Here is a 26,180-nt window from a genome sequence, read left to right as displayed (position 1 = left end):
CTTTGGTTCCCTTTTCGCACGGATCTCCCTCACGGATGGAGCATGTTCGACACCGACGCGCTTGTGCTGCTCGACGTCGTGGCCCGTACGGGGTCGTTCACGGCCGCCGCGCTGCAGCTCAACTACACCCAGTCAGCCGTGTCCCGGCGCATCGCGTCCCTGGAGGCCCAGGCGGGCGGGCCCCTTTTCGCCCGGCTGCCCCGGGGCGTACGGCTGACGCCGGCGGGCCGGACGCTGCACCGCTACGCACGGGAGGTGCTGGAGCGGCTGGGCCGGGCGGGGGAGGAGCTCGCGGCCATCCACCAGGGCACCGGCGGGCGGCTTCGGGTCGGCGCGTTCGCCACGGCCAACGCCGTGCTGGTCCCCGCCGCCCTGCGCGAGCTGCGGGCGTCCCGCCCGGAGGTGGCGGTCAGCATGGTGGAGGGCCTCAGCACCGCCCTGATGGACGGGCTCGGCCGCGCGGAGATCGACATCGCGGTGGTGAGCGACTACCCCTCCGGCCTGGGGGCGGGTCCCGAGGTGGAGGTCAACCGCCTCATGGAGGACGAACTGCTCGTCGCCCTGCCCGCCGACCACCCGCTTGCCGCCTGCGACAAGGTGGACCTGCGTGACCTGCGCGACGAGAGCTGGATCGAGGGCGCCCCTCCCGGCACGGTGACCATGCTCGGCGCCGCCTGCGCCCGGGCCGGTTTCGCGCCCAGGGTCGACCTGCGGATCGGGGAGTGGACCGGCAAGCTCGGCTACGTGGCCGCCGGGCTCGGGGTGACGCTGGTGCCCGCCATGGCCGCGCCCGCCGTACGGAAGGACGTGGCGCTGCGGTCGCTCGGCGAGTTCGCGCCGCGCCGCACCGTGTACGCCGCCCTGCCGCGCACGGCCTCGCTCCCCGCCGCCCGCGCGCTGCTGGGCCTGCTGACCCGCCGGGCCGCCTGATTCACGGCATCGGGAGCACGAATCGGCCCAGGGGCGGGAGAATGGACACGTGTACGACGCCTTCGCCCATATCGGTGGATGCCTGGCCACCGGCCTGCGGGAGGTGACCACCGACCTCGCCGCTCTCGACGGATCCGGCTGGTGGGCGGTGGTCGTGTCGTACGAGGGGAAGGTCGTCTGCGCGCGTTTCGACGAGGTCCGGCCCGCTCCGCTGCCCCGGCCGCGCGGCCCGTGGCGGGGCCCCGCCCGCGACGCCTGGGCCACGTCGCTGGACCGGGAGGGGTATGAGCGGGGCGTCCGGCGGATCAGGGACCACATCGAGCGGGGCGAGGTCTATCAGGCCAACCTGTGCCGCGTCCTGTCCGCGCCGCTGCCCTCGCCCGATGTGGACCCCCTCGCCCTCGCCGCACGGCTGGCCGAGGGCAATCCCGCGCCGTACGCGGCCGTGGTCGCCGTGCCCGGGCTGACGGTCGTGTCGGCCTCGCCGGAGCTGTACCTGTCCAGGAGCGGCGAGGCGGTCGAGTCCCGGCCGATCAAGGGCACCGGCGTGACGGCGGACGACCTCCTCGACAAGGACTACGCCGAGAACCTGATGATCGTCGACCTGGTTCGCAACGACCTCGGCCGCGTGGCGCAGGTAGGCTCGGTGACCGTGCCCTCGCTGTTCGCGGTCGAGGAGCACCCCGGGCTCGTGCACCTGGTGTCGACGGTGCGGGCGCGGCTCGCGGGCGGCGCCGGCTGGCCGGAGCTGTTCGCCGCCACCTTCCCGCCCGGCTCGGTGACCGGGGCGCCGAAATCGTCGGCGCTCAGGATCATCAACGAGCTCGAACCAGAGCCCCGGGGGCCGTACTGTGGGGCCGTGGGCTGGGTCGACGCCGACCGGCGCGAGGGGGCGCTGGCGGTCGGCATCCGCACCTTCTGGATCGAGCACGACATGATCCGGTTCGGTACGGGAGCGGGCATCACCTGGGGGTCCGACCCCCGGCGGGAATGGCGCGAGACCGAGCTCAAGGCCGCCCGGCTCATCGGCCTCGCGTCCGAGGACGGGCCGCGACATCGGTAACGAACGGAGCAGGAGATGTCTGTACCCATCTGGGTGAACGGGGAGCTGTACGAGCCCGACAAGGCCGTGGTCTCGGTGTACGACCACGGGCTGATGGTCGGCGACGGCGTGTTCGAGACGGTCAAGGCGGTGAACGGGGAGTCGTTCGCGCTGACCCGCCACCTCGACCGGCTGGCGCTGTCGGCCAAGCGGATGGACCTGCCCGAGCCCGACCTCGCCGCGATCGCCGACGGCGTCCGCCGCTGCCTGGCGGCCGCGCCCAGATGGCCGCTGGCGCGCATCAGGATCACCTACACCAGCGGCCCGGGACCGCTCGGCTCCGACCGGGGGTCGACCGGCACGAACGCGATCGTCATCGTGGGCGAGCAGGCGCCGTTCCCCGCCACCGCCGACGTCGTCGTGGTGCCCTGGCCCCGCAACGAGCGCGGCGCCCTGGCCGGCGTCAAGAGCACCTCCTACGGCGACAACGCCAAGGCCCTGGCGTACGCCAAGGAGCGCGGCGGCGCGGAGGCCATCTTCGAGAACCTGGCCGGGAACCTGTGTGAGGGCACCGGCAGCAACATCTTCATCGTCACGGGCGGGCGTCTGGTCACCCCGACGCTCTCCTCCGGCTGCCTGGCCGGCGTCACCCGCGCGCTCACCCTCGAATGGTGCGGCGGCGAGGAGACCGACGTGCCGATCTCGGCGCTGTACGAGGCCGAGGAGGCGTTCCTCACCTCCACCACCCGCGACATCCAGCCGATCAGGGCCGTCGACGGGAAGGCGCTGCCGCAGGCCCCCGGACCGGTGACGCTGGAGGCCATGAAGGTCTTCGCCGAGCGTTCGGCGGCCGACGTCGACCCGTGATCCTCAGTAGGACCGCTGGCTCTGCGCGTTGAGCTCCTCCATGCGTACGGTCTTGGCCGGATCGGTGCGGGGGTCGTCCAGCCGCAGCACGTCGAGGCCCTTGGTGATGTCGCTGGAGTAGATGTAGCCGTTGTAGTAGTAGGCCGACCACGAGCCGCCGAGGTCGAGCTCGGGAGCCAGCGGCCCGCGCTCGAAGTAGGCGATCTCCCGCGGATGGGCGGAGTCGGTGAAGTCCCAGACCGAGACTCCGCCCATGTACCACCCCTGCACCATCACGTCGCGGCCCGGTACGGGCATCAGCGAGCCGTTGTGTGCCACGCAGTTCTCCTTGGCGTCCTGCACCCGGGGGATCTTGAAGTAGCCCTGCCGCACGAGTGTGCGCTGCGGCGTCAGTGAGTAGATCGCGTCCGCGCCCTTGGTCGCGCCGACAGAGGGCAGGCAGGTGGCGGCCAGGCCGCCGCCCATCTCGTCGCTGAAGACGACCTTGGTGCCGTCGTTGTTGAACGTGGCCGAGTGCCAGATGGAGAAGTTCTCCTCGTCGCGTACGGTCCGCAGCAGCGTGGGCCGCACCGGGTCGGAGATGTCCAGCAGGACGCCGTCGCCGAAGCAGGCGCCCGCGGCCAGGTCCTTCTCCGGGTACACCGTGATGTCGTGGCAGCCGCCCGTGGCGTCCTCGCCGGCCGGTCTGTCCGCGAACAGCTCCGGCTTGGCCACGACCCGCGCCTTCCCCGGGTCGCCGACGGGCACCTCCACGATCGAGATGTTCTGGTGCGGGGGCGGGCAGTTCGGCGCGCCCGGCTCCGGGCCGGAGGCCGAGACGTACAGGTAGAGCGTGCCGGCGTCCCCGCCCGGGACGATCGCGTGGGTGTGGGAGCCGCACTCCGTGCGTACGGACTTCAGGTAGCGCGGGTGGGCCTTGTCGGAGATGTCGAAGACACGGATGCCCTCCCACACGCCGGCGGCGGCCGGGTCTCCGGCGTCGCTCGCGCAGGTGTCGTCCGTACGGGGCTCGTCCACGGACAGGAACAGCAGGTCGCCGGAGACCGAGATGTCGTTCTGCCCGCCCGGGCACTCGACCCGGGCGACGACGTGCGGGTGCTCCGGATCGCCGATGTCGTGCACCGTGAAGCCCTGGTAGTTGCCCACGAACGCGTAGCGGCCCTGGAAGGCCATGTCGGTGCCCCAGTCGTCCGGGCCGTCGAACGGCGCCGCCAGGGGGACGTTGGCGACCACCTTCATGTTGGGGCTGTGCCTGATCTCGTCCTGGGCCGGGATTCCGGTCGGGGCGGAGGCCGGGGCGGCGGCCGGGGACGGCGCGGGCTCATCGGAGGCGCACGCCGGGGCCAGGAGGACAACGGCCGCCACCAGCGTGGCCTTCAACCTACTGCTCACATCGCCCCCATGCCCGCGGATCATCGCCCACTATGGAAGTTATGTCGAGGCCGCGGCCGGTGCGGACCGGATTGGTAACGGTTGTGCTGGCAGTTGCGCCTGCGCTGGCCGCCTGCTCACCCGAAGCCGCCGCACCGGCGCACGCCGACGCCCCGGTGATCGTCCCCGGCGCCCCCGGGCAGGGCGGTTCCCCGCCGGGTCGTACGACGGTGCGGACAGGGCCGGTGGCGGCGGACGTCCGGTTCGCCGAGGCGATGATCCCGCATCATCGGCAGGCGCTGGAGATGGCCGGGCTGGTCGCGGCGCGTACCGGGGATCCGCTGGTGACGGCGGTGGCGGAGCGCGTGCTGGACGGGCAGCGCCCGGAGATCGCGGTCATGGAGTCGTGGCTGCGGAGGCTGGGCCGCACGCCGCCGCCCGCGCACCAGCACGGCGCGAGCGGCTACGGCATGGCGAGCGAGGAGGAGCTCAACCGCCTGCGCACCGCGCGGGGGCGTGCCTTCGACAGACTGTTCCTCACGCTGATGATCCGGCACCACGAGGGTGCGGTGAGCATGGCGGCGCAGGAACTGCGCCGGGGACGTGACCGGGCCATGCGGACGATGGCCCAGGACGTCGTTTCCGGTCAGCAGATCGAGATCGCGCGGATGAGAGGGATCCAGCGAAGGCCGGGCTAGTTCCTAGGAGCTCCAGAGCATGTTGGTGAGCTCCTCGTCCAGGTCCATGAAGTCGGTCTCACGGCCGGCGGGGACGAGCTCGTAGGTCCGGTGCAGGAACTCGGTGAGCGGGGCCAGGGGCACCTCGAACAGGGCCTGGCCGAAGGGCGAGGTGAGACTGATGTTGAGCGTGCGCTCGCCGTCCGAACGGGCCGGCCACACCTGGACGTCCCCGTCTCCCACGCGCCGCACGATGCCCACGGTCAGCAGCTCGCGGGCGAAGATCCACTCGACCGGCTCGTCATTCCCCACGTGGAAGGCCATCCGGATGGCGTACGGATCCTCAGCCGTGTAGCTCAGGCCGGCGAGCAGGGGGACGGTCGTACGGTCGGGGACCACAAGCCGAAGGCCTAGCTCGGCAGAGACGGTGGTGCTGTTCATCGTCAGCCAAACCTTTTCGTCGTCGGGTCCCCTGTCAGGGGCTTTCACTGCGTCTTCACTGTGCGGTCGGGCCTCGCCGGGCGCTCGTGCTACGAGACGAACGAAGAGACCCGTAGGAAAGATTCCGCCTCCAGGCCCTTCTGTAACGCACATCACAGCTTGACATTCGGTCATCTACCAGCTCAAACATCACCAACAGGCTTGTCCTTACCTCTGCTTTGCGTGTCGGCGGGGCCGCGCCGGCGATGCCATTGCGGGCGAATGATCTCAGGTCGTGCGTATGGGTCGAGCATGGAGCATCACGATGCTATGACACCACACCCCCATGCCGGGGATCGTCTGGCGAACCTTTCGAAGGTGTTGACGAAGACGGGACGCTCGAGCCGACCGGGCCGTGCTTTCGCCATCACCCCCTCGAGTGCGGTATGGTTTTCCCCGTCGGCGCCGCGAGGCGCAGACGATCCCGGGCGATTAGCTCAGCGGGAGAGCGCTTCGTTCACACCGAAGAGGTCACTGGTTCGATCCCAGTATCGCCCACACAGCTCAGAGGCCATCCGCCACCACGCGGGTGGCCTCTTCTGATCTTTCCCGTGTCCGCTGATTCGCCGGGTGAGCGTTCTGTCGGCGCATCGCTGATCTACGCTCGGGTCTTTGTGCTAGCTAGGCTGGACGCGTGACTGATACGGCGGGACGGGTCGAGCCGTCCGGGGTGTGGGCCACAGCCTTGGGCGCCGCCCGGGTGAGGGCGATGGAGACGGCACGCGAGCAGCCGCTGTTCCGGGACCCGCTGGCGCAGGCCTTCGCCACGGCCGGCGGGAGAGACCCTGGGGCGCCGCCGCCCCCGCGCGCGGACGAGGCGGCGCGGCGCCGCTGGCTCGGTGTGGCTCTCTCGATCGTCATCCGGACGAAGTTCCTCGACGACCTGCTGGAGCGGGCGGTCGCGTCCGGCGTCCGGCAGGTCGTGCTGCTCGGAGCCGGGATGGACAGCAGGGCCTTCCGGATGGACTGGCCTGCGGGGACCCGGCTGTTCGAGGTCGACACGGTCGAACCGCTGGGCTTCAAGGCGTCGGTGCTGCGTCAGGAGCGGGCCGTTCCGCGCTGCGAGCGGATCACCGTCCCGGTCGACCTGCGTGAGGACTGGCCCGGCGCCTTGGCCGCGGCCGGACACGATCCGGCGCAGCCGACGGTGTGGATCGCCGAGGGACTGCTCATCTATCTGCCCGAGGACGCGGTGCAGTCGCTGCTCGAACGGGTCGGCGCGCTGTCCGCCGCAGGCAGCAGGATGGGCCTGACACTGGGCTCGCGCGGTGTGCTCGAACGCTTCCGCGGGGACGCCACTCCGGGATCGGCAGCATCGATGTGGGTCTGGGAGATGCCGGAAGATCCGGTCGGCTGGCTGGACGGCCTCGGCTGGGAGGCGGAGACCTTCACCCTGCGTGAGCGCGCCGAGGTCTACGGGCGTCCGATGCTCACTCCGTCGCAGCTTGACGAGGGTGCCGGCGGACTGGTCTCGGCGGTGCGCGCGGCGCACTGAGCACGATGAAGGCCGGCCCCCACTTATGGCGACCGCGCCTCGCGCCGAACGAACGTGTACGGCCCATCCAATCGGCGCGACAGACTACACGCGAACCCGTTGATCGTTTCCGATCACAACTTAGCGGACCGCGGGGACGGACAGTCGAAGGCCGGCTCCCGGGCGGAACCGGTCAGGGTGCGAAGACTGATCGATCAGGAAGGGCGGAAGCCGCAGCGGCAGCACCGGCTCGGTGCGGTACCGGCGGGCGGTGATCCTGCTGGCCTCGGCCGGAGAGTAACAGCTCGCGGTGATTGCGCGCCTGGTGCAGGCCGATGAAGAGTTGCGTCGATCCCAGTGGGCGACGACCAGTTCGGCGACACGGGCGAAGCAGGCGACCACCCGGTCCAGGTAGCCGTCGCGGTCTCAGTCCCACCTGCCCGGGTGCCCACGCGGCATGCCAACTCGTGCCGGGAGGCGCGGATCGGGAGTGGATCGAGGAGGAGCCCCTCGACGTCCGCGGGTACACAATCATCCTTGCCCACGCAGACAGTCTGTCCGTGACGGGATCTGACTGATGCGGCGGACATTCGGGATGCCCCAGGCAACGGCGGTGGGTGTCTTTCGTGTCGGTTAAGAACGTGGGAGATCACGAAGGGCGGCTTGCTCCTACCAGCGGGTCCGGCAAAGCGCGCTGGCGTACGCTAACGGCATGAGCCAGACCGTCTCCTTGACCGCGACCGTCACCCCCGACGAAGAGGGTTGGTACGTCGCACGCTGCGTCCAGGTTGAGGTGACCAGTCAGGGCCGGACGGTTGACGAGGCCCTGGCCAGCCTCCGCGACGCTCTGGAGCTCTACTTCGAGGACGAGCCTCTTCCCCAGATCCGGCAGCAGCCGATCGTGGCGCCGATCGAGATCCGCCGCTCGGCATGAGCCCGCGCCAGTTTCCGGTCTGCTCCGGCACTGAGGTCGTGCGCGTGCTGGAGAAGTGTGGCTTTGAGGTCGTGGCCACCAGGGGCGGCCATTGCAAGCTGCGCCAAGTCGCAGAAGACGAGACTCGTACAGTGATCGTGCCATTGCACGACACTCTGGCCGTCGGCACGCTCGCCTCCATCGTGCGGCAGGCAGGCCTTACCTCCGAGCGTCTACGCGATCTGCTGTGATCACGCGGCCGCGCCGCACCGTCGGAGCCTCTGTCACCGGTGCACGACGGGCCATTGGGTGACGACCTGAGTGACAACGACCACGGACGCCCGTAGATCCGTACGGACGTCCGTGGATGGTTGGCTCAGGTCAAGGCCGCTTTTATGGCACGTCGGCGATGCGGCCGCTCTGCTTCACACCGAAGAGGTCACTGGTTCGATCCCAGTATCGCCCACCCAGCTCAGAGGCCATCCGCCACCACGCGGGTGGCCTCTTCTGATCTTTAGGGTGGCCCGATGATGGCCGCGGTGCCGATCAAAGTGAGCGACTTGGACGGACGCTCCTCCTTGCCCTTGGAGTTGACCGCCGGCCGCACCACGTGATCAAGGCTCATGTGCCCGCACCGGCGAGACCCGGGTGTGTCTCCGGCCAACCAAATGCCAGGGCTGTTCGGAGTTGAGATCAGAGGGTGTCGATGGATGCACTCTTGACACCAAATTCAACTGAGTTGACCATCGTTGTGTCAACGCTTCGCGCAGATCCGGGCCGTCGGCTCGGTGGAGTATCGAGCCCGCCAATGCCCCGCGAAACAGTAGCGGGGCGTCACTCGATCGACTCAGGGAAGTGGGAGCGACCATGATCACCCCGTTTGGCGACGAGGATGGCACGTTTCTCGTCCTGATCCATGACGAGAGACAGCAGCCGCTCCGGCCCCAGACGTTCGGTTCCGTACCGGACGGATGGCGTTCCTCCAGCACGCCTTCGGCTCGGCGAACAATCCCAAGGGTGTGACGGTCGCCGACGGCGCCCTGACCGCGAACCTGTGGACGGTCATCACGACCCTCGGCCTCATGCCGCCGATGGACTTGCTGCGCGACCCGCTGCCGGGCCACCGGCACCGCCGCCCCCGATTCCGGCTACGAGTCATGCCTGCGCCGCCTCGGCGACCGCGACCGGGCGACGGTCGGATCCCAGGCGCCACCTGAGCGGCGAGACATTCGCCGCGTCCGCGGAGTACGCCCCCTCCAGCCGGCTCTTCTGAGAGCTCCGGCCGGCGGAATCACCCACCCGATCACTCCGGGAGAGACCAGTGGACATCGTGAGGGCCAACGACCTGCTCGTGCTGGGCGACGAAGAGCTGCAGTTGTACGCCCCGGTCGAGCACGAGGCGAACTTCCAGTACCAGGAAATCTTCAAGCACGAATGTTACGACCAGTTTTCCCTCTCAGAGAGACCCACGATCGTCGACGTCGGCGCGAACATCGGCCTGTTCACGGTCTTCGCCAAGCGGCAGTGGCCGGGCGCCTCGATCCTTGCCTTCGAGCCGGTGCCGCGAACCGCCGACTACCTGTGCCGCAACATCGAGCTGCACGGGCTGACGGGGGTCCGCGTTGTCCGGGAGGCCATCGGTGAGCGTGTCGAGGACACGTCCTTCGTGCACTACCCGAACATGCCAGGGAACTCCACGCGCTATCCGGAGGACAAGGAGTTGCAGGTCAACGTGGTCCGGCAGCGGCATCCCGACTGGGATGTGACCGCGCAGTACGAGCCCGAGTACCTCACCGTGCCTGTCCGCCGCCTTGAGGGCTACCTGTCCGGCCTGGCGCACATCGACCTGATGAAGATCGACGTGGAGGGCGCCGAGCTGGAGGTGCTGCGCGGCATCGCCGACGACCAGTGGGATCGCATCGACAATGTGGTGATGGAGGTCCAGGACCTGCATGGCCGGATGGCCGAGATCAGGGAGCTGCTGGAGGCGCGCGGCTTCCGCTGCGAGATCCAGCCGTCCCCGATGGTCTACCCGGAGATCTTGACCTACCTGCTGCTGGCGCGGCGCGGCGCCTGACCCCGGTGCGTCGCGGCTGCCCCCCGGACCGGCTCGGCGTGCCCGCCCCCATCTCCGCCGTGCGCTGGGCCGCCCAACGCGGCCTTCTCTGAACAAGCGTGCTCGGGCCGGTCGAAGCCGAGCAGCTCGGGGTGCGGGCGGGGGATGGACCGTGGAGGGGGTGCGGGGGGAAGCGGGGGATCGCCTCAAGGGCTGCACTCCGGAGGAGCGTGCCGTCGCACCCAGTAGCATGGGGAAGAGGTAGCGGTAAGGGGTCAGGGCGGGGTTGGTGCCGATGGGCGCGCCCAAGATCGTCGGAGATGGCCCCGGCAGCGGATCGGGGCGCCGGTTCCCGGGAGCGGACCCGGCCATCGCGGTGGTGGATGTCCAGGGCAGCGTCTTCCTGTGGAGCCCGCAGGCGCAGGCCCTTCTCGGCTACCCGGCGCATGAGGTCTGCGGACGGCCGGCGGCGGACCTGCTGGCCGGCCAAGAGGACCGGCAGGCGGCGGTGGCCGCCCTTGAGCGGCACCCGGCTGAGGAGAGCTGGGACGGCGTGCTGGGCATGCGGCGCCGCGACGGGCACGTGGTGCGGGTGGCGCTGCAGGTGCGCCCGGTGATGTGCTCGAAGGGCGGGCGGGCCTGGATGGTCGTCGCCGCCGACGCGCATCAGGCTCGCAGGGAGGCGATGGACCGGGCGATCCTGGAGGCGCTGTTCACCCAATCCCCGATCAGCGTGGTCGTCATGGATCCCGAGTTGCGCTACCTGTGTGTGAACGCCGAGGCGGAGCGCGATATCGCCGTGCCGGCCGAGCAGCTGCTCGGCCGGCACATCAGCGATGTCGTGCCAGACGTAGACGTCGTGGGGCTCGAGGCGGTCCTGCGCCGGGTGCGGGACACCGGCGAGCCGGTGCTCGGCTTTCATGTGCACGGCCGCACTCCGCGCGACCCGGACCACGAGCGCGTGTGGTCCGACTCTTGCTTCCGGCTGACCGACGCGGCCGGCCGCATCCTGGGGATGTGCCAGGCGTCCGTCGACGTCACCGACGGCTACCGGGCTCAGCAGCGGCTGGCTCTGCTGAACGAGGCCGGCACCCGCATCGGCACGACGCTGGACGTGTCGCATACCGCCCAGGAGTTGGCCGACGCGGCCGTTCCCGCACTCGCCGACATCGTCAGCGTCGACCTGCTGGAGACGACCCTTCAGGGCGAAGAACCGCCCCCCGGCCCGGCAGGGGGGCAGGTCCCGGCCCGCCGGGCGGGAATCCGCACGCTGCAGGAGCACGCCCCGGAGGCCTTGTACCGGGTGGGCGAGACGGTGGCCTACTATCCGGACACCCCCGAGGCCCGGTGCCTGGCCATGGGGCAGCCGGTCCTGGTGCCGGCCCTGAACGCCGGCGAGTGGTTCGCCCCCGACGCGCGAAGGGCCGGGAAGATCCGTGAGTTCGGGATGCACTCGCTCATGATGGTGCCGCTGCGGGCCCGCGGGGTCACCCTGGGCCTGGCCGGCTTCGTCCGCTACAGGAATCCCGAGCCCTTCGACGAGGGGGACCTCGCCCTGGCCGAGGAGCTCGCCTCCCGCGCCGCGGTGTGCGTCGACAACGCGCGCCGCTACACCCGCGAGCACACCACCGCCCTGGCCCTGCAGCGGAGCCTGCTGCCACGCGAGCTGCCCCGGTATCCCGCCGTCGAGAGCGCCAGCCTCTACCTGCCCACCGCCGCCCACGCTCACGCCGGCGGTGACTGGTTCGACGTGCTGCCCATATCCGGCGCCCGCGTCGCCCTGGTCGTCGGAGGGGTCACCGGCCACGGCCTGCACGCCGCCGCCACCATGGGCCGGCTGCGCGCCGCCGTCCACACACTGGCCGAGCTCGACCTCGCCCCCGAGGAGGTCCTCACTCAGCTCGACGCCCTCGTCATCCGCTTCGCCCAAGAGGACTCCGACATCAAGGGGGCCACCTGCCTGTACTCCGTCTACGATCCCATCGCCCGCACCTGCACCCTGGCCCGGGCCGGGCACCCGCCCCCCGTCGTGGTTCACCCCGATGGCGCGGCGGAGTTCCTCGACCTGCCGCCGGGCCCGCCCCTGGGCCTGGGCGGGCTGCCCTTCGAAACCACCGAGCTCCAGCTCGCCGAGGGCACCCTGCTGGTGCTCCACACCGGCGGCCTCATCGAGGCTCAGGGGCGAGACGCCAAGGCCGGACTCGACCGGCTGGCCCGCGCCCTGTCCGTTCCCGGCCGGTCGCTGGACCAGCTCTGCGAGGCCGTGGTGGCCGCCTTGCTGCCCGAGCGCCGCGCCGAGGACGTCGCCCTGCTGCTGGCCCGCACCCGCGTCCTGGGCGCGGACCGGGTCGCCTCCTGGCTGCTGCCGGCCGACCCCGCCCTAGTCGCCGATGCTCGCGCCCTGGCCATCGGGCAGCTGGCCGACTGGGACCTGGAGCCGCTCGCCTTCACCACCGGGCTTATCGTCAGCGAGTTGGTAACCAACGCCATCCGCCACGCACACGGCCCCATCGAGCTGCGCCTGATCCACACCGACGTCCTCATCTGCGAGGTGTCCGACAGCAGCCTCAGCTCTCCGCACCTGCGCCGGGCCCGCCTCACCGACGAAGGCGGCCGCGGCCTGTTCCTGGTCGCCCAGCTCACCTCCCGCTGGGGCACCCGGTACCACGCCGACGGCAAGACCATCTGGGCCGAGCAGCCCCTCCTCCCCGGCCGGGAACCGACCATCCTTGATGCGGCGATCTGGGACACCGTGCTGGAGACCTAACGTGAGGCGGCATCGGGTCGTCTGTGTGTCACTGGAGTGCTGGTCGTAGCACGAACCGGAGGAACGGAGACGGCCTGTTCGGTCAGTTCGACGGCCTGATTGAAGCCTTGAGACACGTTGGCGCGCCGGCTGACGTGCCGTCCATGATCCCACTCGTGCGGCACCGCCTGACCTCTGCAGAAACCGGCCCGGCGCTACGCGCGCCGGCCGAGTGGACGCCGGCCGATGCCCCGGGCGGCGGCCTGCATCCCGGAGACGTGGGGTGGCATCTGCGGTTCGACGACGCGGCCGTTCTCCTTTGGACTGATGATGTGGCACCGGTGGCAGTCGGTTTCCTCGACGGCCCCGTGCTGCGCGTGACCGCCGCGCCCGGCGCCGATCTCGGAGCGCTCGCGGCCGATGCCGGGGAACTGCTTACGCCCGGCACCGACAGGTCCGACGGTCTGCCTGTGCCCGGGTGGGAACTCGATCAGGAGGAGCCCTGGCTCGTCATGTCGTGGACCCCGCGCCCCGTGTCGAGCCGCGCCGAGCCGGTCGGTGAGGCCGGTGCGGCCGACCGGGTGCTGCTGCAGCGGTCCGCCTTCCGCCGAACGCTGGCGCGCGATGAAGCGGTCGCCGGCGGGCGGGCTGGCCGTGGAGGCGCTCGTAGGCACGCTCGCGGGGGAGCCCGCGGCCGTTGCGACCGGATGGTTCGCGGGTGTGGGCAACCTCACGAAGGAGAGAAACCGCATTGGCGTGGAGACCACGGCGTGTCGGTCTTCTTCCCGGGGAGTTGCCTCTCTGGGTGCGCGGCATGCTTGTGGCCTACGGAATTGGCATGTTCTACGGAGCCGTGGTGCACGCCGTCGCTCTTGCCGCTGATGGCTTCATCTCCCGGCCGTGGGCCCCTCTATGGCTCAACGCCTACTGGAACGGCCTCCTCGTCCTCGACGCCCTCTCTGGAGCGCTGCTGCTGCGGGGGAGTCGACGAGGCCTGTATCTCACGTGCGCGACGCTCCTCACAGACTTGTTCGCCAACGTGTATGCGGCCTACGTGGTCAGCCACAGTAGCTTGGCGACAGCGGCCGATGTGGACGTGCTGGTCGGGTTCATTCTCTTCGTGCTCCTGACAGCGCCACGGGTGGGCCGCTTCCTGCGGAGCTGACGCAGGACGGCCGGGCCGGCCATGGCCGTCAAGCTAACCGAGAACGGCACCAGCACCAGGCTCGCGGCGAAGACGCCGACGCCGAACCCGTAACCGGCCGGCGCGGGCGTCTGCACGTAGCGGGTCACCAGGGTCGGCAGCAGATGCATGCCGATGCCGCCGAGCAGCATGACCACGTCAGCCCTCGCCACCGCGGATTGCGCAGCAGAGCGAGATCCACCAGTGGGGCGGCGGCGCGGCGTTCACGGCGCGCCCATGCGCCGAGCAGCACGGCCGCGGCGGCCACGAGCGCCACGGCGCGCTCCGGACGAGGGATCCACAACGAGGTCTGGCTGATCGCCAGGAGCAGGGCCGGGAGACCAGTGCACAGAAGCACCGCGTTCGGCGTGTCGACTGCCGACGAGCGACCGGCGGGCAGGCCGGGGGTCAGCCCCAGCCCCTGGGCGACCCGCCCGGCCAGCAGCCAGCCGAACGGCAGCGGCACCACCGTCAGCGGACTGCCCGCCACCACGGCCGCAAGCGTGGCCAGGATGACCTGGCGGCGCGCGGGCCTGTGCCAAGGCGACCCAGGACGGGCGTGGCGATCGCGCCGACCAGCGGCATCCCGAAGGCCGTCAACGTCTCCCGAGGGGACCGTCGCCTCCGGACGACGGGGATCGGGAGCGGGAGGGCCGCCAAGGCCCGAGCGTGCCCCGACCCGCGTGGGCCGCGTATCGCCGCTTTCCTTCCGGGCTCTGAATCGTGGAAGACGACCGTTCACAGCCGGGCCTGCGCCTCCCGGACGTGTCGCAGTATGCCGTCAGCGCCCGCGGCCTCGGCGATCGAGCCGGCCTCGTCGAGAAGCCGCAGCGCCTCGTCGCGGCGGCCTTCTCCGGCGGTGACATAGGCCAGTCCGACCAGATTGGCGGCGACGCCGGGAAGGAACCCGGCCGCACGACGGAGCCTGGTCGACTCCTCCAGCCGTTCCCGCGCCGAGTCCAGGCGGCCCGCCCTGTGATCGGCGATGCCCAGGTGCCGGAGGGCGTAGGACGCGGTCAGGGCGTCGCCGGCGTGCACCGCTCGCCGGTGGGACTGTTCGAGCACGGGAACCGCGGCAGCGTCGTCATCGCGTACGACCTGGTGGAAACACCCGATCCAGAACAGCGCCTCCGCCTCGCCGCGTACGTCCGCGAGATCGCGGTAGAGCTCGGCCGCGCGCTCGAACAGGCGCAACTCGTGAGGGTCCTCCTGCCTGCTGTCCAGGAACCGCGCGTGCACGATGCGGCCCCGGGCGAGGGCGAGGTCCGCCTCCACCGCGTCCAGCTCCCGCTCGGCCGCCGTCACAGCGCCCGTATCACCCCCGAAGACTGCTCGTTCGTATAACAGCCCGGCCCGTTCGATGCGGTCGTCCGCGCTCATCGTGCCCCTCCACCGCTTTCCGCCGGCTCGGCGAACCCTGAAGATCCAGTGGACCCTAGAAGATCGGACCGGTGCTCGCACGCGAATGCTCTCTTTGGGCGATACGTGTGCCACTTGTGTGACGGAGCGCGACATCGAGTCCGGCTCGGACGGCGGGATCGGTATCAGGCGAGGCTCTCGCCGGTCCCATGACCGCGAGTTCGTTCGCGAGCTCATCCGGCGGGCCGAGCGCGGGCGGCGCGGCTGACCGGCGGGCTGCCAAAGGTTGCCTTTTTCAATCCCTCTTATCGGTATTTATCGACACTGCGACCGCATTGATCGGATATGCGCGGTGAGGATCGGGATGCAGGGAGAAGGAGGGAAGCGCATGATCACGCAGGAGCAGATTCCCGCGGTCTTGGACCATGACCTATTCGACGGCAACGGGAACAAGATCGGCGAGGTCAAGCACGTCTTCCTCGACGAGGTGACCGGCCGCCCCGAGTGGCTGTGCATCAACACCGGCCTGTTCGGCATCAAGGAATCCTTCGTCCCGATGCGGGACGCGGAACTGGTCGCCGATCACGTCGAGGTGCCGTACGACAAGGACCGCGTCAAGGACGCTCCGAACATCGACGTGGACGCCGGCGGATACCTGTCGGCCGAGGAGGAGCGCAACCTGTACCGCTACTACGGGATCAGCTGGGAGACCTCCTGGCAGGAGGCCAACCGGCCGGGCGAAGGCGGCTGGGCCCACGAGGGCGGCCTGCGCGAGCGCGAGCGCCTCGGGTACGGCGAAACCGGCACTACCGGGACCACGGGCACCACCGGCACTACCGGCACTACCGGGGCCACGGGCACCACCGGCACCCCCGGCGGCACGGGGACTACCGGCGCCGGCACGGGCGGTCTCGAGGACGCGATGACGCGCTCGGAGGAGTCTCCGGACGTCGGCGCCGAGACCCACGAGCGGCCCCGGTTGCGCAGGTACGTCACCGGCGAGTAGCAGACCGGTGTTCCCATCGACCGCGAACAGGTACGGGTGAAGCGCCGCCGGTCTTTCGAAGCCGGCCGGCACGCGGCGCTCTTTTCCCGGGCACGGCGGCGGACGTCGTGGGGATAGGCCCGGGGGCTTCGTCCGGAGAGACAGAAGGCGGTCCCATCGAACGCGAGACCGCCGGATCGGGGGATCCAATGCGCAAGTTGCTCACGAGCCTGGGGCTGGCCTTCCTGCTCACGCTCGCCCCGGCCGCGGCCGCCACGGCGGAGGCACCCGTCGCCCCGGCCACGCACAGCCAGCCCAGTCCGTCACCGCAGCCCAATGAAAACAAGGGCGGCGGCGGCGGAGGCCTGTGGGGGCTGTTCGGCCTGCTCGGTCTGCTCGGCCTCGCCGGTGTGCGCAAGCAGAAGCACCGCGTCGGCACGGCCGAGCACATGTCCAACCGCCCGTACAGCTGACGCCTGGTACGGCTGACGCCTGGTGCGGCGGATGGTCCCCGCGACGGCCGGTCCGTCGCGGGGACGTCGCCGTCCCGGGGCGCAGGGGCACGTTTGGCTCTCCTACCTGCGGGTAATCCGGCGCGGACCTGCCCGTACCGCTCCAGGAAGGACCTCGCCGAATGGACGCCAGCAAGCCCGCCAAGGTGGTCAAGGACGTCGTGGAGAACGCCGCGGAGAAGGTGGCCGACTTCCTGACGCCGGACGTTCCCGGCTCGCCGGGCAGTGCCCCGGCGACTCTCGAGGAGCCGACGACGCCGCACGACCCCCTGCCGCCGAAAAAGGAGCAGGGCGCTCCCGCGACCGTCACACCTACCGGCGCGGAGACCGGCGCGCCCGCCACCGCGAAGGGGCAGCAGGGCGCCTATCTCACGACCGCGCAGGGGGCGCGGCTGCGCGACACCGACCATTCCCTCAAGGCGGGGGAACGCGGCCCGACCCTGCTGCAGGACCACCACCTGCGTGAGAAGATCACGCATTTCGACCACGAGCGCATTCCCGAGCGAGTCGTCCACGCACGCGGCGCCGGAGCCCACGGCGTGTTCGAGGCGTACGGCACCGCCTCGGCGGTGACCAAGGCCGGCTTCCTCAGGAAGGGGAAGAAGACCGACGTCTTCGTGCGGTTCTCCACCGTCCTCGGTTCGCGCGGATCGGCCGACACGGTGCGCGACACCCGCGGCTTCGCGACGAAGTTCTACACCGACGAGGGCACCTTCGACCTCGTCGCCAACAACATCCCGGTCTTCTTCATCCAGGACGGCATCAAGTTCCCCGACGTCATCCACGCGGGCAAGCCGCACCCGGACCGGGAGATCCCGCAGGCGCAGAGCGCGCACGACACGTTCTGGGACTTCGTCTCGCTGCACACCGAGGCGCAGCACCACACCATGTGGAACATGTCCGACCGCGGCATCCCGCGTTCCTTCCGGATGATGGAGGGCTTCGGCGTCCACACCTTCCGGCTCGTGAACGAGGCCGGGGAGACGGTGCTGGTCAAGTTCCACTGGAAGCCCAAACTCGGCGTGCACTCGCTGACCTGGGAGGAGGCGCAGCTGCTCGGCGGCGTGGACCCGGACTTCCACCGCCGCGACCTGTACGACGCGATCGAGGCCGGCGCCCACCCCGAGTGGGAGCTCGGCATCCAGGTGTTCCCGGACACTCCCGACCAGACCTTCGAGGGCATCGACCTGCTCGACCCGACCAAGATCGTGCCCGAGGAGCTCGCGCCGGTGCAGCTCATCGGGAAGATGACGCTCGACCGGACGCCCACGAACTTCTTCGCCGAGGTCGAGCAGGTCGCCTTCCACGTCGGCCACCTGCCGCCGGGCATCGACGTCACCAACGACCCGCTGCTGCAGACGCGGCTGTTCTCCTATCTCGACACGCAGATCACCCGGCTGGGCGGCCCGAACTTCGCCCAGATCCCGATCAACCGGCCGCACTGCCCGGTCAACGACATGCTCCGGGACGGTTTTCACCAGCACGCCGTCCACGCCGGGGTCGCGCCGTACCGGCCGAACTCCCTCGACGGCGGCAACCCGTCCGTCGCCGGTGATGGCGACAACGCGTTCGTCGACGCACCGGTCGAGGTCGCCCGGGCGAGGAAGGTCCGCGCCAACCCCGTGTCCTTCGACGACCACTACAGCCAGGCCCGCCTGTTCTGGCTGAGCATGTCGCCGGTGGAGAAGGAGCACATCATCCGCGCCTACACGTTCGAGCTGGGCAAGTGCTACGAGCAGGCGATCAAGGAGCGCCAGCTCCAGTGCCTGGCGAACATCGACCCCGTGCTCTGCCGGGAGGTCGCCACCGGGCTGGGCCTTCCCGCGCCGGAGCCGGCACTGCCGCTCGCCGACCAGGCGCCCAGCCCCGCGCTCTCGCAGGTGGGCAAGGAGTGGCCGGTCGACGGCCGCGTGGTCGGCGTCGTCGTCGACGACGCCGCCGATCTCGACGGCGTACGCGAGCTGCGCACGGCCGTGTTCGCCGCCGGCATGGTGCCGCTGCTGATCGCCCCGCACGGCGGCATGCTGGGGGACATGCCCGTGCAGCGGACCTTCGCCACCGCCCGGTCGGTCGAGTTCGACGCCCTGCTGGTGGCGGCCGCGCCGGCGCCGGCCCCGGACGCTCTGCCCGCGCGCGACGCCAAGACGGGCGCAGGCGACTCCGCCGCGGTGGACCCGCGTGTGACGCTCCTGATCGACGAATGCTGGCGGCACGCCAAGGCGATCGGCGCCTGGGGCGCGGGCGCGAAGCTGCTCGCGCAGGCCGGGGTGTCCGCCACACCGGGCGTGGTCACGGGTGACTCCGCCACGGAGGTGTTCGTCGAGGTGCAGCGGCTGATGGCCGCCCACCGGGTGTGGGAGCGGTTCCCCGCCTCGGTCGCCTGACGATCCGCACCCCACCGCAGGGGCCGGCAGCGCTCCCGGGCCGCCCTCTCGGCCTCCTCCCTCGAACACCGGGGGAGGAGGCGGCCGGTCCGCTGGGCGTTCGTGTGCCACCGCCGACGGCGAGCGGGCCACGCGTGAGGAGCCGGTAACGCCCCCGCAACAGAACCGGTGATGCTCTCGGAACAGGAAACACCTCGGTAACACTCCCGAATACGCCGTGAAACGGCCGGCGGTGAGTCTCATGGTGCGCCCGTGGCGGAACCCGCGGACGACCACCGTGAGGAGTGTGAGGCGATGACATGCCGGTGAAGGTAGACGGGGGCGCCACCGCCTGGCTCCTGGCCTGTACCGCGCTCGTCCTGCTGATGACGCCGGGCCTGGCCTTCTTCTACGGCGGGATGGTCAGGGCCAAGAGCGTGCTCAACATGATCATGATGAGCTTCGTCTCGATCGCCCTGGTCACCCTCGTCTGGCTGGCCGCCGGATACAGCCTGGCGTTCGGCCCCGACATCGGGGGAGTGATCGGCGGCCTGGCCCACGTGGGGCTGCACGACATCACCACCGGGTCGGTCACCGGGCAGGTGCCGACGCTGCTGTTCGCGACGTTCCAGCTCACCTTCGCCGTCATCACCGCGGCGCTGATCAGCGGTGCCATCGCCGATCGGGCCCGCTTCTCGGCCTGGATGGTCTTCGTCCCCGTGTGGGCGCTCGTGGTCTACGCGCCCATCGCGCACTGGGTGTGGGGCCCCGGTGGCTGGATCCAGTCCATGGGCACTCTCGACTACGCGGGCGGCCTGGTCGTGGAGATCACCTCGGGGGCCTCCGGGCTCGCCATGGCGCTGGTGCTCGGGCCGCGGATCGGGTTCAAGGCCGAGGCCATGCGGCCGCACAACCTGCCCCTGGTGCTGCTCGGCGCCGGGCTGCTGTGGTTCGGCTGGTTCGGATTCAACGCCGGCTCCGCGCTGGCCGCGGACGGCACCGCCGCCGCGGTCTTCCTCAACACCCTGGCCGCGGGGTGCACCGGCCTTCTGGGCTGGCTGCTGGTGGAGCAGCGCCGCGACGGCCGCCCCACCACGTTCGGGGTCGCCTCGGGCGTCGTGGCCGGGCTGGTCGCGATCACACCGTCGTGCGGATCGGTCGACGTGCTGGGCGCCCTGGTGATCGGCCTGGCCGCGGGCATGATCTGCTCGCAGGCGGTCGGCTGGAAGTTCCGGCACGGCTACGACGACTCCCTCGACGTGGTCGGCGTGCATCTGGTCGGGGGCATCGTCGGCACCCTGTTCATCGGGCTGCTCGCCACCCGCACGCTCACCGGCGCCGACGGTCCCCGTGGCCTGCTGTACGGGGGCGGGCTGGCCCAGCTGGGCAAGCAGGCGATGGCGGTCCCGGTGGTCGCGCTGTACGCCTTCGCGGTCACCTACGGCATCGGCACACTGATCCACCGGCTGATGGGCTTCCGCGTGAGCGAGGAGGACGAGGTGTCCGGCGTCGACCTGGCGCTGCACGCGGAGACCGCGTACGACCACGGCGTGCTCGACCACGCCGTCCGGCTGCGCGCCAACCGCGTGGTCCCGGAGGCACAGCAGGATCCACGTCAGACGACGTGACCGTCCGGCGACGCGGACGTGACACGGCGGCCGCAGCCGCCGGGCGGCGTCCGGAGCGGCGCGGGCGGATCGTCGCCCGCCGCGTCGTCGCGTGCCGCCAGGTCAGGTGCTCGACCGTCCCCGGGTGACCCAGGTCGCGATCTGAACCCGTGACGTGAAACCCAGTTTGGCCAAAATGTTCTGGACGTGCGTCTCCGCCGTACGCGACGAGATGACGAGCTTCCTCGCTATCTCCGGATTGCTCAGCCCCTGCGCGACGAGGCCCGCGATCTCCCTCTCCCGGGGAGTGAGAGAGCCGGCGGCGCCGCCGCTGGTCTCGCCTTCCGGGCGTGTCACCCCTGACTCCGCCATCTCGAACACCGCCCGTTCGGGCAGCCGTTCGCCCTCGACGGTGCACATTTCGAAGCGGTCGGCGCCGAGGGCGGATCGGAGGCGGAGCACGCACCGGTCCTGGTAGGGGGCGAGATGCGCGTGATAGGGGAACGAGGTGCCGATCTCACCCCAGATCCGGCGCGTCGCCCCGAGGAGCCTGGCGGCGAACCTCGCGTCCCCGCACTGTGCGCTCATCCAGGCGATCGCTTGAAGACCGAGAGAGCCACCGAGCCGGTCGCCGTGGGAGCGGCCGGCGCGTACCGCCGCCCGTTCGTGCTCGATGGCGAGCACCGTGTCGCCCATCTCCCACTCCGCGATGCCCAGGATCCAGAGTGCGTAGATCGTGACCCAGGTGGCGCCGGACGCCTCGCACCGCGCCAGGCACTCCGAGGCGACTGCCCGGGCGCGAGAGTGATCGCCGAGGGCGAGGGCGGCCTGGGCCAGCCGCAGAAGGGCCAGGGCGCCGCTGACGGCGTCCTCCCGCTCCCGGTAGCCGGCGAGTGCCGTGTCGACGAGTTCGAGCGTGCGCTCGAAGTCGCCGCGGAACAGGGCGACCAGGCCCCACATGTCCGTGACGTGGTGGGAGATACCGGCGTCGTCGAGCTGCCGGCTCAGCAGCTCACACTCGGTGAGCAGGCCGGTCACCCGGTCGAGGTCGCCCTGCAGCGCGGCGAGCCACGCGTTCGCCCACAGGGCGTTGGCCCGCGCGGCCGTCGCCCGGGTCTCCGCCTCCAGCAGCCGGTCGAACCAGCGGCGTCCCTCAGTGAGCAGATTCAGCGCGCGCCAGTGCAGCCACAGGGCGGCGGCCATCCGCAGGCCGGACTCCGCCTCTCCTTCGGTAGCGAGGCAGAACTCCAGGGCGGCCCGGAAGTTCGCCTGGTCACGCCGGGCGCGACTCTGCCAGCCGGCCTCCAGCGCTCGCGCGCATCCCGGCTCGGCGCTCTCGGCCAGCCGCAGGTAGTAGTCGCGGTGCCGGCGCCGCACGGCCGTGGCCGTCTCGCTGCCGAGGGCCAGGCGCTCCGCGCCGTACTGACGGATCGTCTCGAGGAGCCGGTAGCGCACACGTCCGTCGTACTCCTCGCGTATGAGGATCGACTTCTCCACGAGGGCGGCGACCGTGTCGAGGATCCTCACCCTGGGAAGATCCTCGCAGGAGCAGACCTCCTCCACCGCCTCAAGTTCGAAGCCGCCGGAGAAGACCGACAGTCTCGCCCACAACCGCTGCTCCTCCTGAGAGCAGAGGTCGTGACTCCAGTCCATGAGTCCCCGAAGCGTCTGCTGCCGCGGCCGGGCCGTGGTGCTGCCCTGGTTGAGCAACCGGTAGCGCTGGTCAAGCCGTTGAAGGATCTGACGTACGGACAGCGCCCGCAGCCGCACCGCCGCCAGTTCGATGGCGAGCGGAAGGCCGTCCAGCTGGGCGCACAACGCGGCCACGTCGTGGGCGTTGTCCGCGGTGAGCCGGAAGTCGGGCAGGACCGCGGTCGCCCGGTCCAGGAACAGCTTCACCGCGTCGTAGCCCTGGAGCTCGTCCGGCCCGGTCACGGCTGCGGGGTCCGGCGCTTGCAGGGGTGGCAGCACCAGCGAGTGCTCGCCGGGCAGTCCGAGAGGCTGCCGGCTCGTGCTCAGAACGCGCAACCCCGGACAGGCCCGCAGCAGGCAGCCCACGATCTCCGCGCAGGCGTCCCGAAGGTGCTCGCAGTTGTCGAGCAGCAGGAGCAGCCGCCGCCGGGCCAGCGCTGTCGCGAGGACGGTCATGGGCTCCTGCGCCGACCCGTCGGCGACCCCGAAGGCGGACATGATCGCGTGCGGCACGAGCGCGGGATCCCGCAGGGCCGAAAGGTCGACCATCCAGACGCCCGCGTCGAACTCCCCGCTCAGCTCCTCCGCCACATGCAGCGCCAGCCGGGTCTTCCCTACGCCGCCAGTGCCGGTCACGGTGACCAGGCGGGTGGTGGACAGCAGTTCCCTGATGCGGACGGCCGAGCGCCGTCTGCCGACGAACGTCGTGATCTCGGTGGAAAGAACCGCGCCGGAAAGGGGAACGGCCGCTCTCGCCATGATCACCCCGGGGCAGGTGAAGTGCCGGAAACTTCCGGTCAACGGTAGGTCCCCTGCGGGGATTCGGTCAAAGTGCGGTCCCGCCTACATACGAAACGGTTCGCCCGCGCCTACGTACCCGGGATACGTGGAAACCCGGAGGCCGGCGGGGGCCGGGGGTGACTACGGTGACGCCACCACACCGGAAAACACGCGATCACCGGCCCGGCCAAGTCTCTCTCAAAGGCCGGCCCCCTACGGCATCGCCTGCGGGCAGCTCCACGCCGGGAACGCGGCGACCACCGTGCAGTTCGGCGGGCGGGGCCGATCCAGCCGTCGCCACTCCACTTCACGGCAGCACTCCACAGAAGGAGACATTCGACATGAGCTCCCACCCGGATACGGCGAGGACCGGTCCGTGAACGACCTGCACCTGGGAGAGGCCGCGATCAGCCGGGTGACCGAGCTGGAGCGATGGCCCTTCATTCCGAAAGAGCTGTTTCCCGCGATCACCGACGAGATCGCTGAGCGGGCCGCCCGGGATCTGGGACCGCGCTTCGTCGATGCGGTCACGGGCGAGCTGATCCTCAGCATCAACTGCTACGTCATCCGCGCGGCCGGCCGGATCATCGTCGTCGACAGCGGGAACGGCAACTTCAAGGAGCGCCCGGCGCTGCTCGCCCACCATCGGTTCGACACCCCCTACCTGGAGCGGCTCGCCGCGGCGGGAGTGCGCCCGGAGGAGGTGGACGTCGTGGTGTCCACCCACCTTCACCCCGACCACTGCGGATGGAACACCCGACTGGAGGCGGGCCGCTGGACGCCCACGTTTCCCAATGCCGTCTACCTCTTCGGCCGGAGCGAGTTCGAGTGGCTGGAGGCGCTGTTCCGCTCCGACCCGGACGACCCGGTGCTCGCCGATCTCGCCCACACGTTCGCCGACAGCGTCGAGCCGGTCGTACGCGCCGAGCAGGCCGTGCTGGTCGGCGAGGAGCACGTGGTCCTCGACGAGGGCGGCGTCCGGGTTTCGCTGCGCGGCATGCCCGGGCACACGGGCGGGCACCTGGCAGTGGACGTGTACGGCGGCGGTCACCACGCCCTCATCAGCGGTGACGTGATCCATCACCCGCTGCAGTTCGCCGTGCCGGAGCTCGCGCAGGGCGGCGACCAGGACCCGGAACAGGCGGCCCGCACCCGTCGCGCGCTGATGGAGGAGTGCGCCGCCGACCGGACCATCCTGCTGCCCGCCCACTTCCCCGGCCCGGCCGCCGGCCGGGTCATCCGGGAAGGCGGCCGCTTCTCCTACGACTGGCTGCCGGACTGAGCCCGGTCCCCGCGATCTTGGTGAGCGTGCCCCGGCCCCGACCCCGGCGGCCCCGGTCCGGATAACGTGGACCGAGGCCGCCGGGGGCAGAAGCACGGGTCGTCTAGTCGAGGCGACGCCTGCCGTACAGGCTGGCGGTCAGGATGACTCCGACCGCGGCGAGAACCACCTGGAGGATCAGTTCGATCCAGTCGATGCCGCGGGTGTCGGCGACCCCCAGGGCTCCCGCGATCGCCGTACCGATGAGGGCGGCGACGATGCCGATCACGATGGTCAGCCAGATCGGGATGCTCTGACGTCCGGGTACGACGAGCCGGCCGAGCGCGCCGATGACAAGCCCGATGATTATGGCGGAAATGATGCCTGTTACGGCCACTACTTCACGCTCCCACGGTTGACTGTCCCAGCTTGTGCCCTTACGGGCAGGTTCGACACATAACAAATCGGTAGCCGGCAGCCCCATCGCCGTGTTCGTCCAGCTCACACAGGCCGTCATCGCATGCGCGACCTCTGCCCCGGCGGGACGTCGGTGAAGTGCCCGTCAGGCCGGGTGCTCGGCGGTGAGCGGCACGCCTACCAGGCGACCGGCATCGTGGTCAGGCCGTGTACGACGGTGAGGGAGCGGAACACGGGCTCGCCCGCCGGTCGCAGGCCGGGAAACCTGCGCAGCAGGGCGGGGAACGCGATGCGCATCTCCATGCGGGCCAGGGGAGCACCGAGACAATGATGGACGCCGTGTCCGAACGCGACGTGGCCGATGACATCCCGGCGGATGTCCAGGTCGTCCGGGTTCGGGACGAGCCCGGGGTCGCGGTTGGCGGCGGGAAGGGAGCAGATGACGGTCTCGCCGGGGCCGATGGTCCGATCGCCCAGCCGGACCTCGGTCGTGGTCATCTTGACCGTCCCGGAGTGCACGATGCTCAGCCACCGCAGCAGTTCCTCGACGGCGGCGTCCACGCGGTGCGGCTCGTCGCGCAGCAGCGTGAGCTGACCGGGGTGCCGCAGCAGGGCGAGTGTGCCCAAAGACAGCATGTTGGCCGTGGTCTCGTGCCCGGCGAGCAGCAGCAGGGTGCCGATGCCGGTGAGTTCGGCGTCGCTCAACTCGTCGCCGTGCTCGCGTACGAGCATCCCGAGCAGGTCCTCACCGGGATCGGCCCGGATCGCCTTGATCAGGCCGGCGATGTAGGCCCGAGCCTCCGCCGCCGCGGCCGCGCGTTCGTCCGGAGGCAGGGACACGTCCAGCATCCGCTTGGACGTCCCCTGGAAACCGGCACGGTCGGCGTACGGCACGCCCAGCAGTTCGCAGATCACCAGGGAGGGGACCGGGAGGGCGAAGTCCGTCACCAGATCGGCGGGCGGCCCGCCGCGCTCCATGGCGTCCAGATGGTCGTCGACGATCTGCTGGACCCTGGGCTCCAGACGGCGCATACGGCGGACGGTGAACTGGGCCGTGAGCATCCGGCGCAGCCGGGTGTGCTCCGGAGGGTCGGAGCCGAGCAGGTTGCCCGCGCGCATCGCGGCGGTCTCCTCCCGGCTGGGCGGTGGTGCGCCGGGCGGCCGGAGCGGAGGCACGAGCGCGTTGCTGTACAGCTCGGGATGGCTCAGAACGGTACGGACATCCTCGAATCTGGTGACCAGCCAGGCGTCGGTGCCGAACACGGTGCGGATTCGGGCCACCCCCTCGTCGTTCCGCAGTGCGGAGAGCTCCGGGGCGGGATGGAATCCGTCCCGTCGCATGTGCAGGGGCGTGGACGTGTCGCGCACGCGACCTCCTCGGGTCACCGGCAGATTGATGATCGCTTTGCCACAATCCGACCATAACCGCCCGGTGTCCGCCGTGGACCGCCGTGACACGACTGTG

General features: G+C 70.6%; 24 protein-coding genes and 1 tRNA gene. 17 read left to right on the top strand and 8 right to left on the bottom strand.

Annotated elements, in window-relative coordinates; genetic code table 11:
• Positions 1-42 precede the first annotated feature (42 nt).
• Genes ACQPZZ_RS25590 through ACQPZZ_RS25580 form a run of 3 tightly spaced genes read left to right on the top strand, consistent with a single transcriptional unit; the run spans position 43 to position 2,839 of the window.
• Complete coding sequence (locus ACQPZZ_RS25590; RefSeq protein WP_432922957.1) at positions 43-930, top strand: LysR family transcriptional regulator; 888 nt, start codon at positions 43-45, stop codon at positions 928-930.
• 49 nt (positions 931-979) lie between these two features.
• Entirely contained in the window at positions 980-1,993 is a 1,014-nt protein-coding gene (locus ACQPZZ_RS25585; protein ID WP_432922954.1) for a chorismate-binding protein, read from the top strand.
• 15 nt (positions 1,994-2,008) lie between these two features.
• Complete coding sequence (locus ACQPZZ_RS25580) at positions 2,009-2,839, top strand: aminotransferase class IV (RefSeq protein ID WP_432922951.1); 831 nt, start codon at positions 2,009-2,011, stop codon at positions 2,837-2,839.
• Positions 2,840-2,842: 3 nt separating this feature from the next.
• On the opposite strand, the gene ACQPZZ_RS25575 is transcribed toward ACQPZZ_RS25580, so the two are convergent.
• Complete coding sequence (locus ACQPZZ_RS25575; RefSeq protein ID WP_432922948.1) at positions 2,843-4,231, bottom strand: LVIVD repeat-containing protein; 1,389 nt, start codon at positions 4,229-4,231, stop codon at positions 2,843-2,845.
• A gap of 83 nt (positions 4,232-4,314) precedes the next feature.
• On the opposite strand from ACQPZZ_RS25575, the gene ACQPZZ_RS25570 reads away from it, so the two are divergent.
• Positions 4,315-4,908 carry a DUF305 domain-containing protein gene (locus tag ACQPZZ_RS25570; protein WP_432922945.1) on the top strand — a complete coding sequence of 198 codons (594 nt, stop codon included), beginning with the start codon at positions 4,315-4,317 and terminating at the stop codon, positions 4,906-4,908.
• A 3-nt stretch (positions 4,909-4,911) separates the two neighbouring features.
• On the opposite strand, the gene ACQPZZ_RS25565 is transcribed toward ACQPZZ_RS25570, so the two are convergent.
• A complete protein-coding gene (locus ACQPZZ_RS25565; protein WP_036329836.1) occupies positions 4,912-5,328 on the bottom strand; it encodes an SsgA family sporulation/cell division regulator in 417 nt (138 codons plus the stop codon).
• A gap of 465 nt (positions 5,329-5,793) precedes the next feature.
• On the opposite strand from ACQPZZ_RS25565, the gene ACQPZZ_RS25560 reads away from it, so the two are divergent.
• From ACQPZZ_RS25560 to ACQPZZ_RS25530, 7 genes are all read left to right on the top strand, one after another.
• A tRNA-Val gene (locus ACQPZZ_RS25560) sits at positions 5,794-5,865 on the top strand.
• A 136-nt stretch (positions 5,866-6,001) separates the two neighbouring features.
• On the top strand, positions 6,002-6,862 hold the full coding sequence (locus ACQPZZ_RS25555) for a class I SAM-dependent methyltransferase (RefSeq protein ID WP_432922942.1): 861 nt from the start codon (positions 6,002-6,004) through the stop codon (positions 6,860-6,862).
• Between the two features lie 691 nt (positions 6,863-7,553).
• Entirely contained in the window at positions 7,554-7,775 is a 222-nt protein-coding gene (locus ACQPZZ_RS25550; RefSeq protein WP_432922939.1) for a type II toxin-antitoxin system HicB family antitoxin, read from the top strand.
• Positions 7,772-8,005, top strand: a complete 234-nt coding sequence (locus ACQPZZ_RS25545) for a type II toxin-antitoxin system HicA family toxin (protein WP_432922936.1) — start codon at positions 7,772-7,774, stop codon at positions 8,003-8,005. Before ACQPZZ_RS25550 ends, ACQPZZ_RS25545 begins: the two co-directional genes overlap by 4 nt.
• 616 nt (positions 8,006-8,621) lie before the next feature.
• Complete coding sequence (locus tag ACQPZZ_RS25540) at positions 8,622-8,777, top strand: MbtH family NRPS accessory protein (RefSeq protein ID WP_432922933.1); 156 nt, start codon at positions 8,622-8,624, stop codon at positions 8,775-8,777.
• 298 nt (positions 8,778-9,075) lie between these two features.
• Positions 9,076-9,831, top strand: a complete 756-nt coding sequence (locus tag ACQPZZ_RS25535; RefSeq protein WP_363640153.1) for an FkbM family methyltransferase — start codon at positions 9,076-9,078, stop codon at positions 9,829-9,831.
• A gap of 274 nt (positions 9,832-10,105) precedes the next feature.
• Positions 10,106-12,577, top strand: coding sequence for a SpoIIE family protein phosphatase (locus ACQPZZ_RS25530; protein ID WP_432922929.1), 2,472 nt, complete (start codon positions 10,106-10,108; stop codon positions 12,575-12,577).
• Between the two features lie 194 nt (positions 12,578-12,771).
• Here ACQPZZ_RS25530 and ACQPZZ_RS25525 read toward each other — a convergent pair whose 3' ends face one another.
• Entirely contained in the window at positions 12,772-13,230 is a 459-nt protein-coding gene (locus tag ACQPZZ_RS25525; protein ID WP_432922926.1) for a hypothetical protein, read from the bottom strand.
• Between the two features lie 140 nt (positions 13,231-13,370).
• On the opposite strand from ACQPZZ_RS25525, the gene ACQPZZ_RS25520 reads away from it, so the two are divergent.
• Positions 13,371-13,721, top strand: coding sequence for a hypothetical protein (locus ACQPZZ_RS25520; RefSeq protein WP_432922923.1), 351 nt, complete (start codon positions 13,371-13,373; stop codon positions 13,719-13,721).
• 124 nt (positions 13,722-13,845) lie between these two features.
• Here the strand turns inward: ACQPZZ_RS25520 and ACQPZZ_RS25515 are convergent, their stop codons facing one another.
• Positions 13,846-14,232, bottom strand: coding sequence for a hypothetical protein (locus ACQPZZ_RS25515; RefSeq protein WP_432922920.1), 387 nt, complete (start codon positions 14,230-14,232; stop codon positions 13,846-13,848).
• A gap of 245 nt (positions 14,233-14,477) precedes the next feature.
• A complete protein-coding gene (locus tag ACQPZZ_RS25510) occupies positions 14,478-15,119 on the bottom strand; it encodes a hypothetical protein (protein ID WP_432922917.1) in 642 nt (213 codons plus the stop codon).
• Between the two features lie 367 nt (positions 15,120-15,486).
• Between ACQPZZ_RS25510 and ACQPZZ_RS25505 the strand changes: the two genes are divergently transcribed.
• The 4 genes from ACQPZZ_RS25505 to ACQPZZ_RS25490 all read left to right on the top strand — a co-directional run bounded on the left by ACQPZZ_RS25505 (position 15,487) and on the right by ACQPZZ_RS25490 (position 20,586).
• Complete coding sequence (locus ACQPZZ_RS25505) at positions 15,487-16,104, top strand: PRC-barrel domain-containing protein (protein WP_432922914.1); 618 nt, start codon at positions 15,487-15,489, stop codon at positions 16,102-16,104.
• Between the two features lie 188 nt (positions 16,105-16,292).
• Positions 16,293-16,556: a WGxxGxxG family protein gene (locus ACQPZZ_RS25500; protein WP_432922911.1), complete on the top strand. Its 264-nt coding sequence runs from the start codon at positions 16,293-16,295 to the stop codon at positions 16,554-16,556.
• Between the two features lie 161 nt (positions 16,557-16,717).
• The gene (locus ACQPZZ_RS25495) at positions 16,718-18,979 is read left to right on the top strand and encodes a catalase (RefSeq protein ID WP_432922908.1); all 2,262 of its coding nucleotides are present in this window, start codon (positions 16,718-16,720) and stop codon (positions 18,977-18,979) included.
• A 299-nt stretch (positions 18,980-19,278) separates the two neighbouring features.
• Positions 19,279-20,586 carry an ammonium transporter gene (locus tag ACQPZZ_RS25490; RefSeq protein WP_432922905.1) on the top strand — a complete coding sequence of 436 codons (1,308 nt, stop codon included), beginning with the start codon at positions 19,279-19,281 and terminating at the stop codon, positions 20,584-20,586.
• 102 nt (positions 20,587-20,688) lie between these two features.
• Here the strand turns inward: ACQPZZ_RS25490 and ACQPZZ_RS25485 are convergent, their stop codons facing one another.
• Positions 20,689-23,058 (bottom strand): ATP-binding protein, encoded by a 2,370-nt coding sequence (locus tag ACQPZZ_RS25485; RefSeq protein WP_432922902.1) that lies wholly within the window; start codon positions 23,056-23,058, stop codon positions 20,689-20,691.
• Between the two features lie 355 nt (positions 23,059-23,413).
• On the opposite strand from ACQPZZ_RS25485, the gene ACQPZZ_RS25480 reads away from it, so the two are divergent.
• Entirely contained in the window at positions 23,414-24,319 is a 906-nt protein-coding gene (locus ACQPZZ_RS25480) for an MBL fold metallo-hydrolase (RefSeq protein ID WP_432922900.1), read from the top strand.
• Between the two features lie 103 nt (positions 24,320-24,422).
• Here ACQPZZ_RS25480 and ACQPZZ_RS25475 read toward each other — a convergent pair whose 3' ends face one another.
• Both ACQPZZ_RS25475 and ACQPZZ_RS25470 read right to left on the bottom strand, forming a co-directional pair.
• Positions 24,423-24,695, bottom strand: coding sequence for a GlsB/YeaQ/YmgE family stress response membrane protein (locus ACQPZZ_RS25475; RefSeq protein WP_363640461.1), 273 nt, complete (start codon positions 24,693-24,695; stop codon positions 24,423-24,425).
• Positions 24,696-24,892: 197 nt separating this feature from the next.
• Positions 24,893-26,083, bottom strand: coding sequence for a cytochrome P450 (locus ACQPZZ_RS25470; protein WP_432922897.1), 1,191 nt, complete (start codon positions 26,081-26,083; stop codon positions 24,893-24,895).
• Positions 26,084-26,180: the final 97 nt, after the last annotated feature.

The sequence above is a fragment of the Microbispora sp. CA-135349 genome (genome assembly GCF_050947365.1).
GTDB lineage: Bacteria > Actinomycetota > Actinomycetes > Streptosporangiales > Streptosporangiaceae > Microbispora.
Note: the sequence above shows the minus strand (reverse complement) of the source record. Positions and strands in the feature narration are given on the sequence as shown.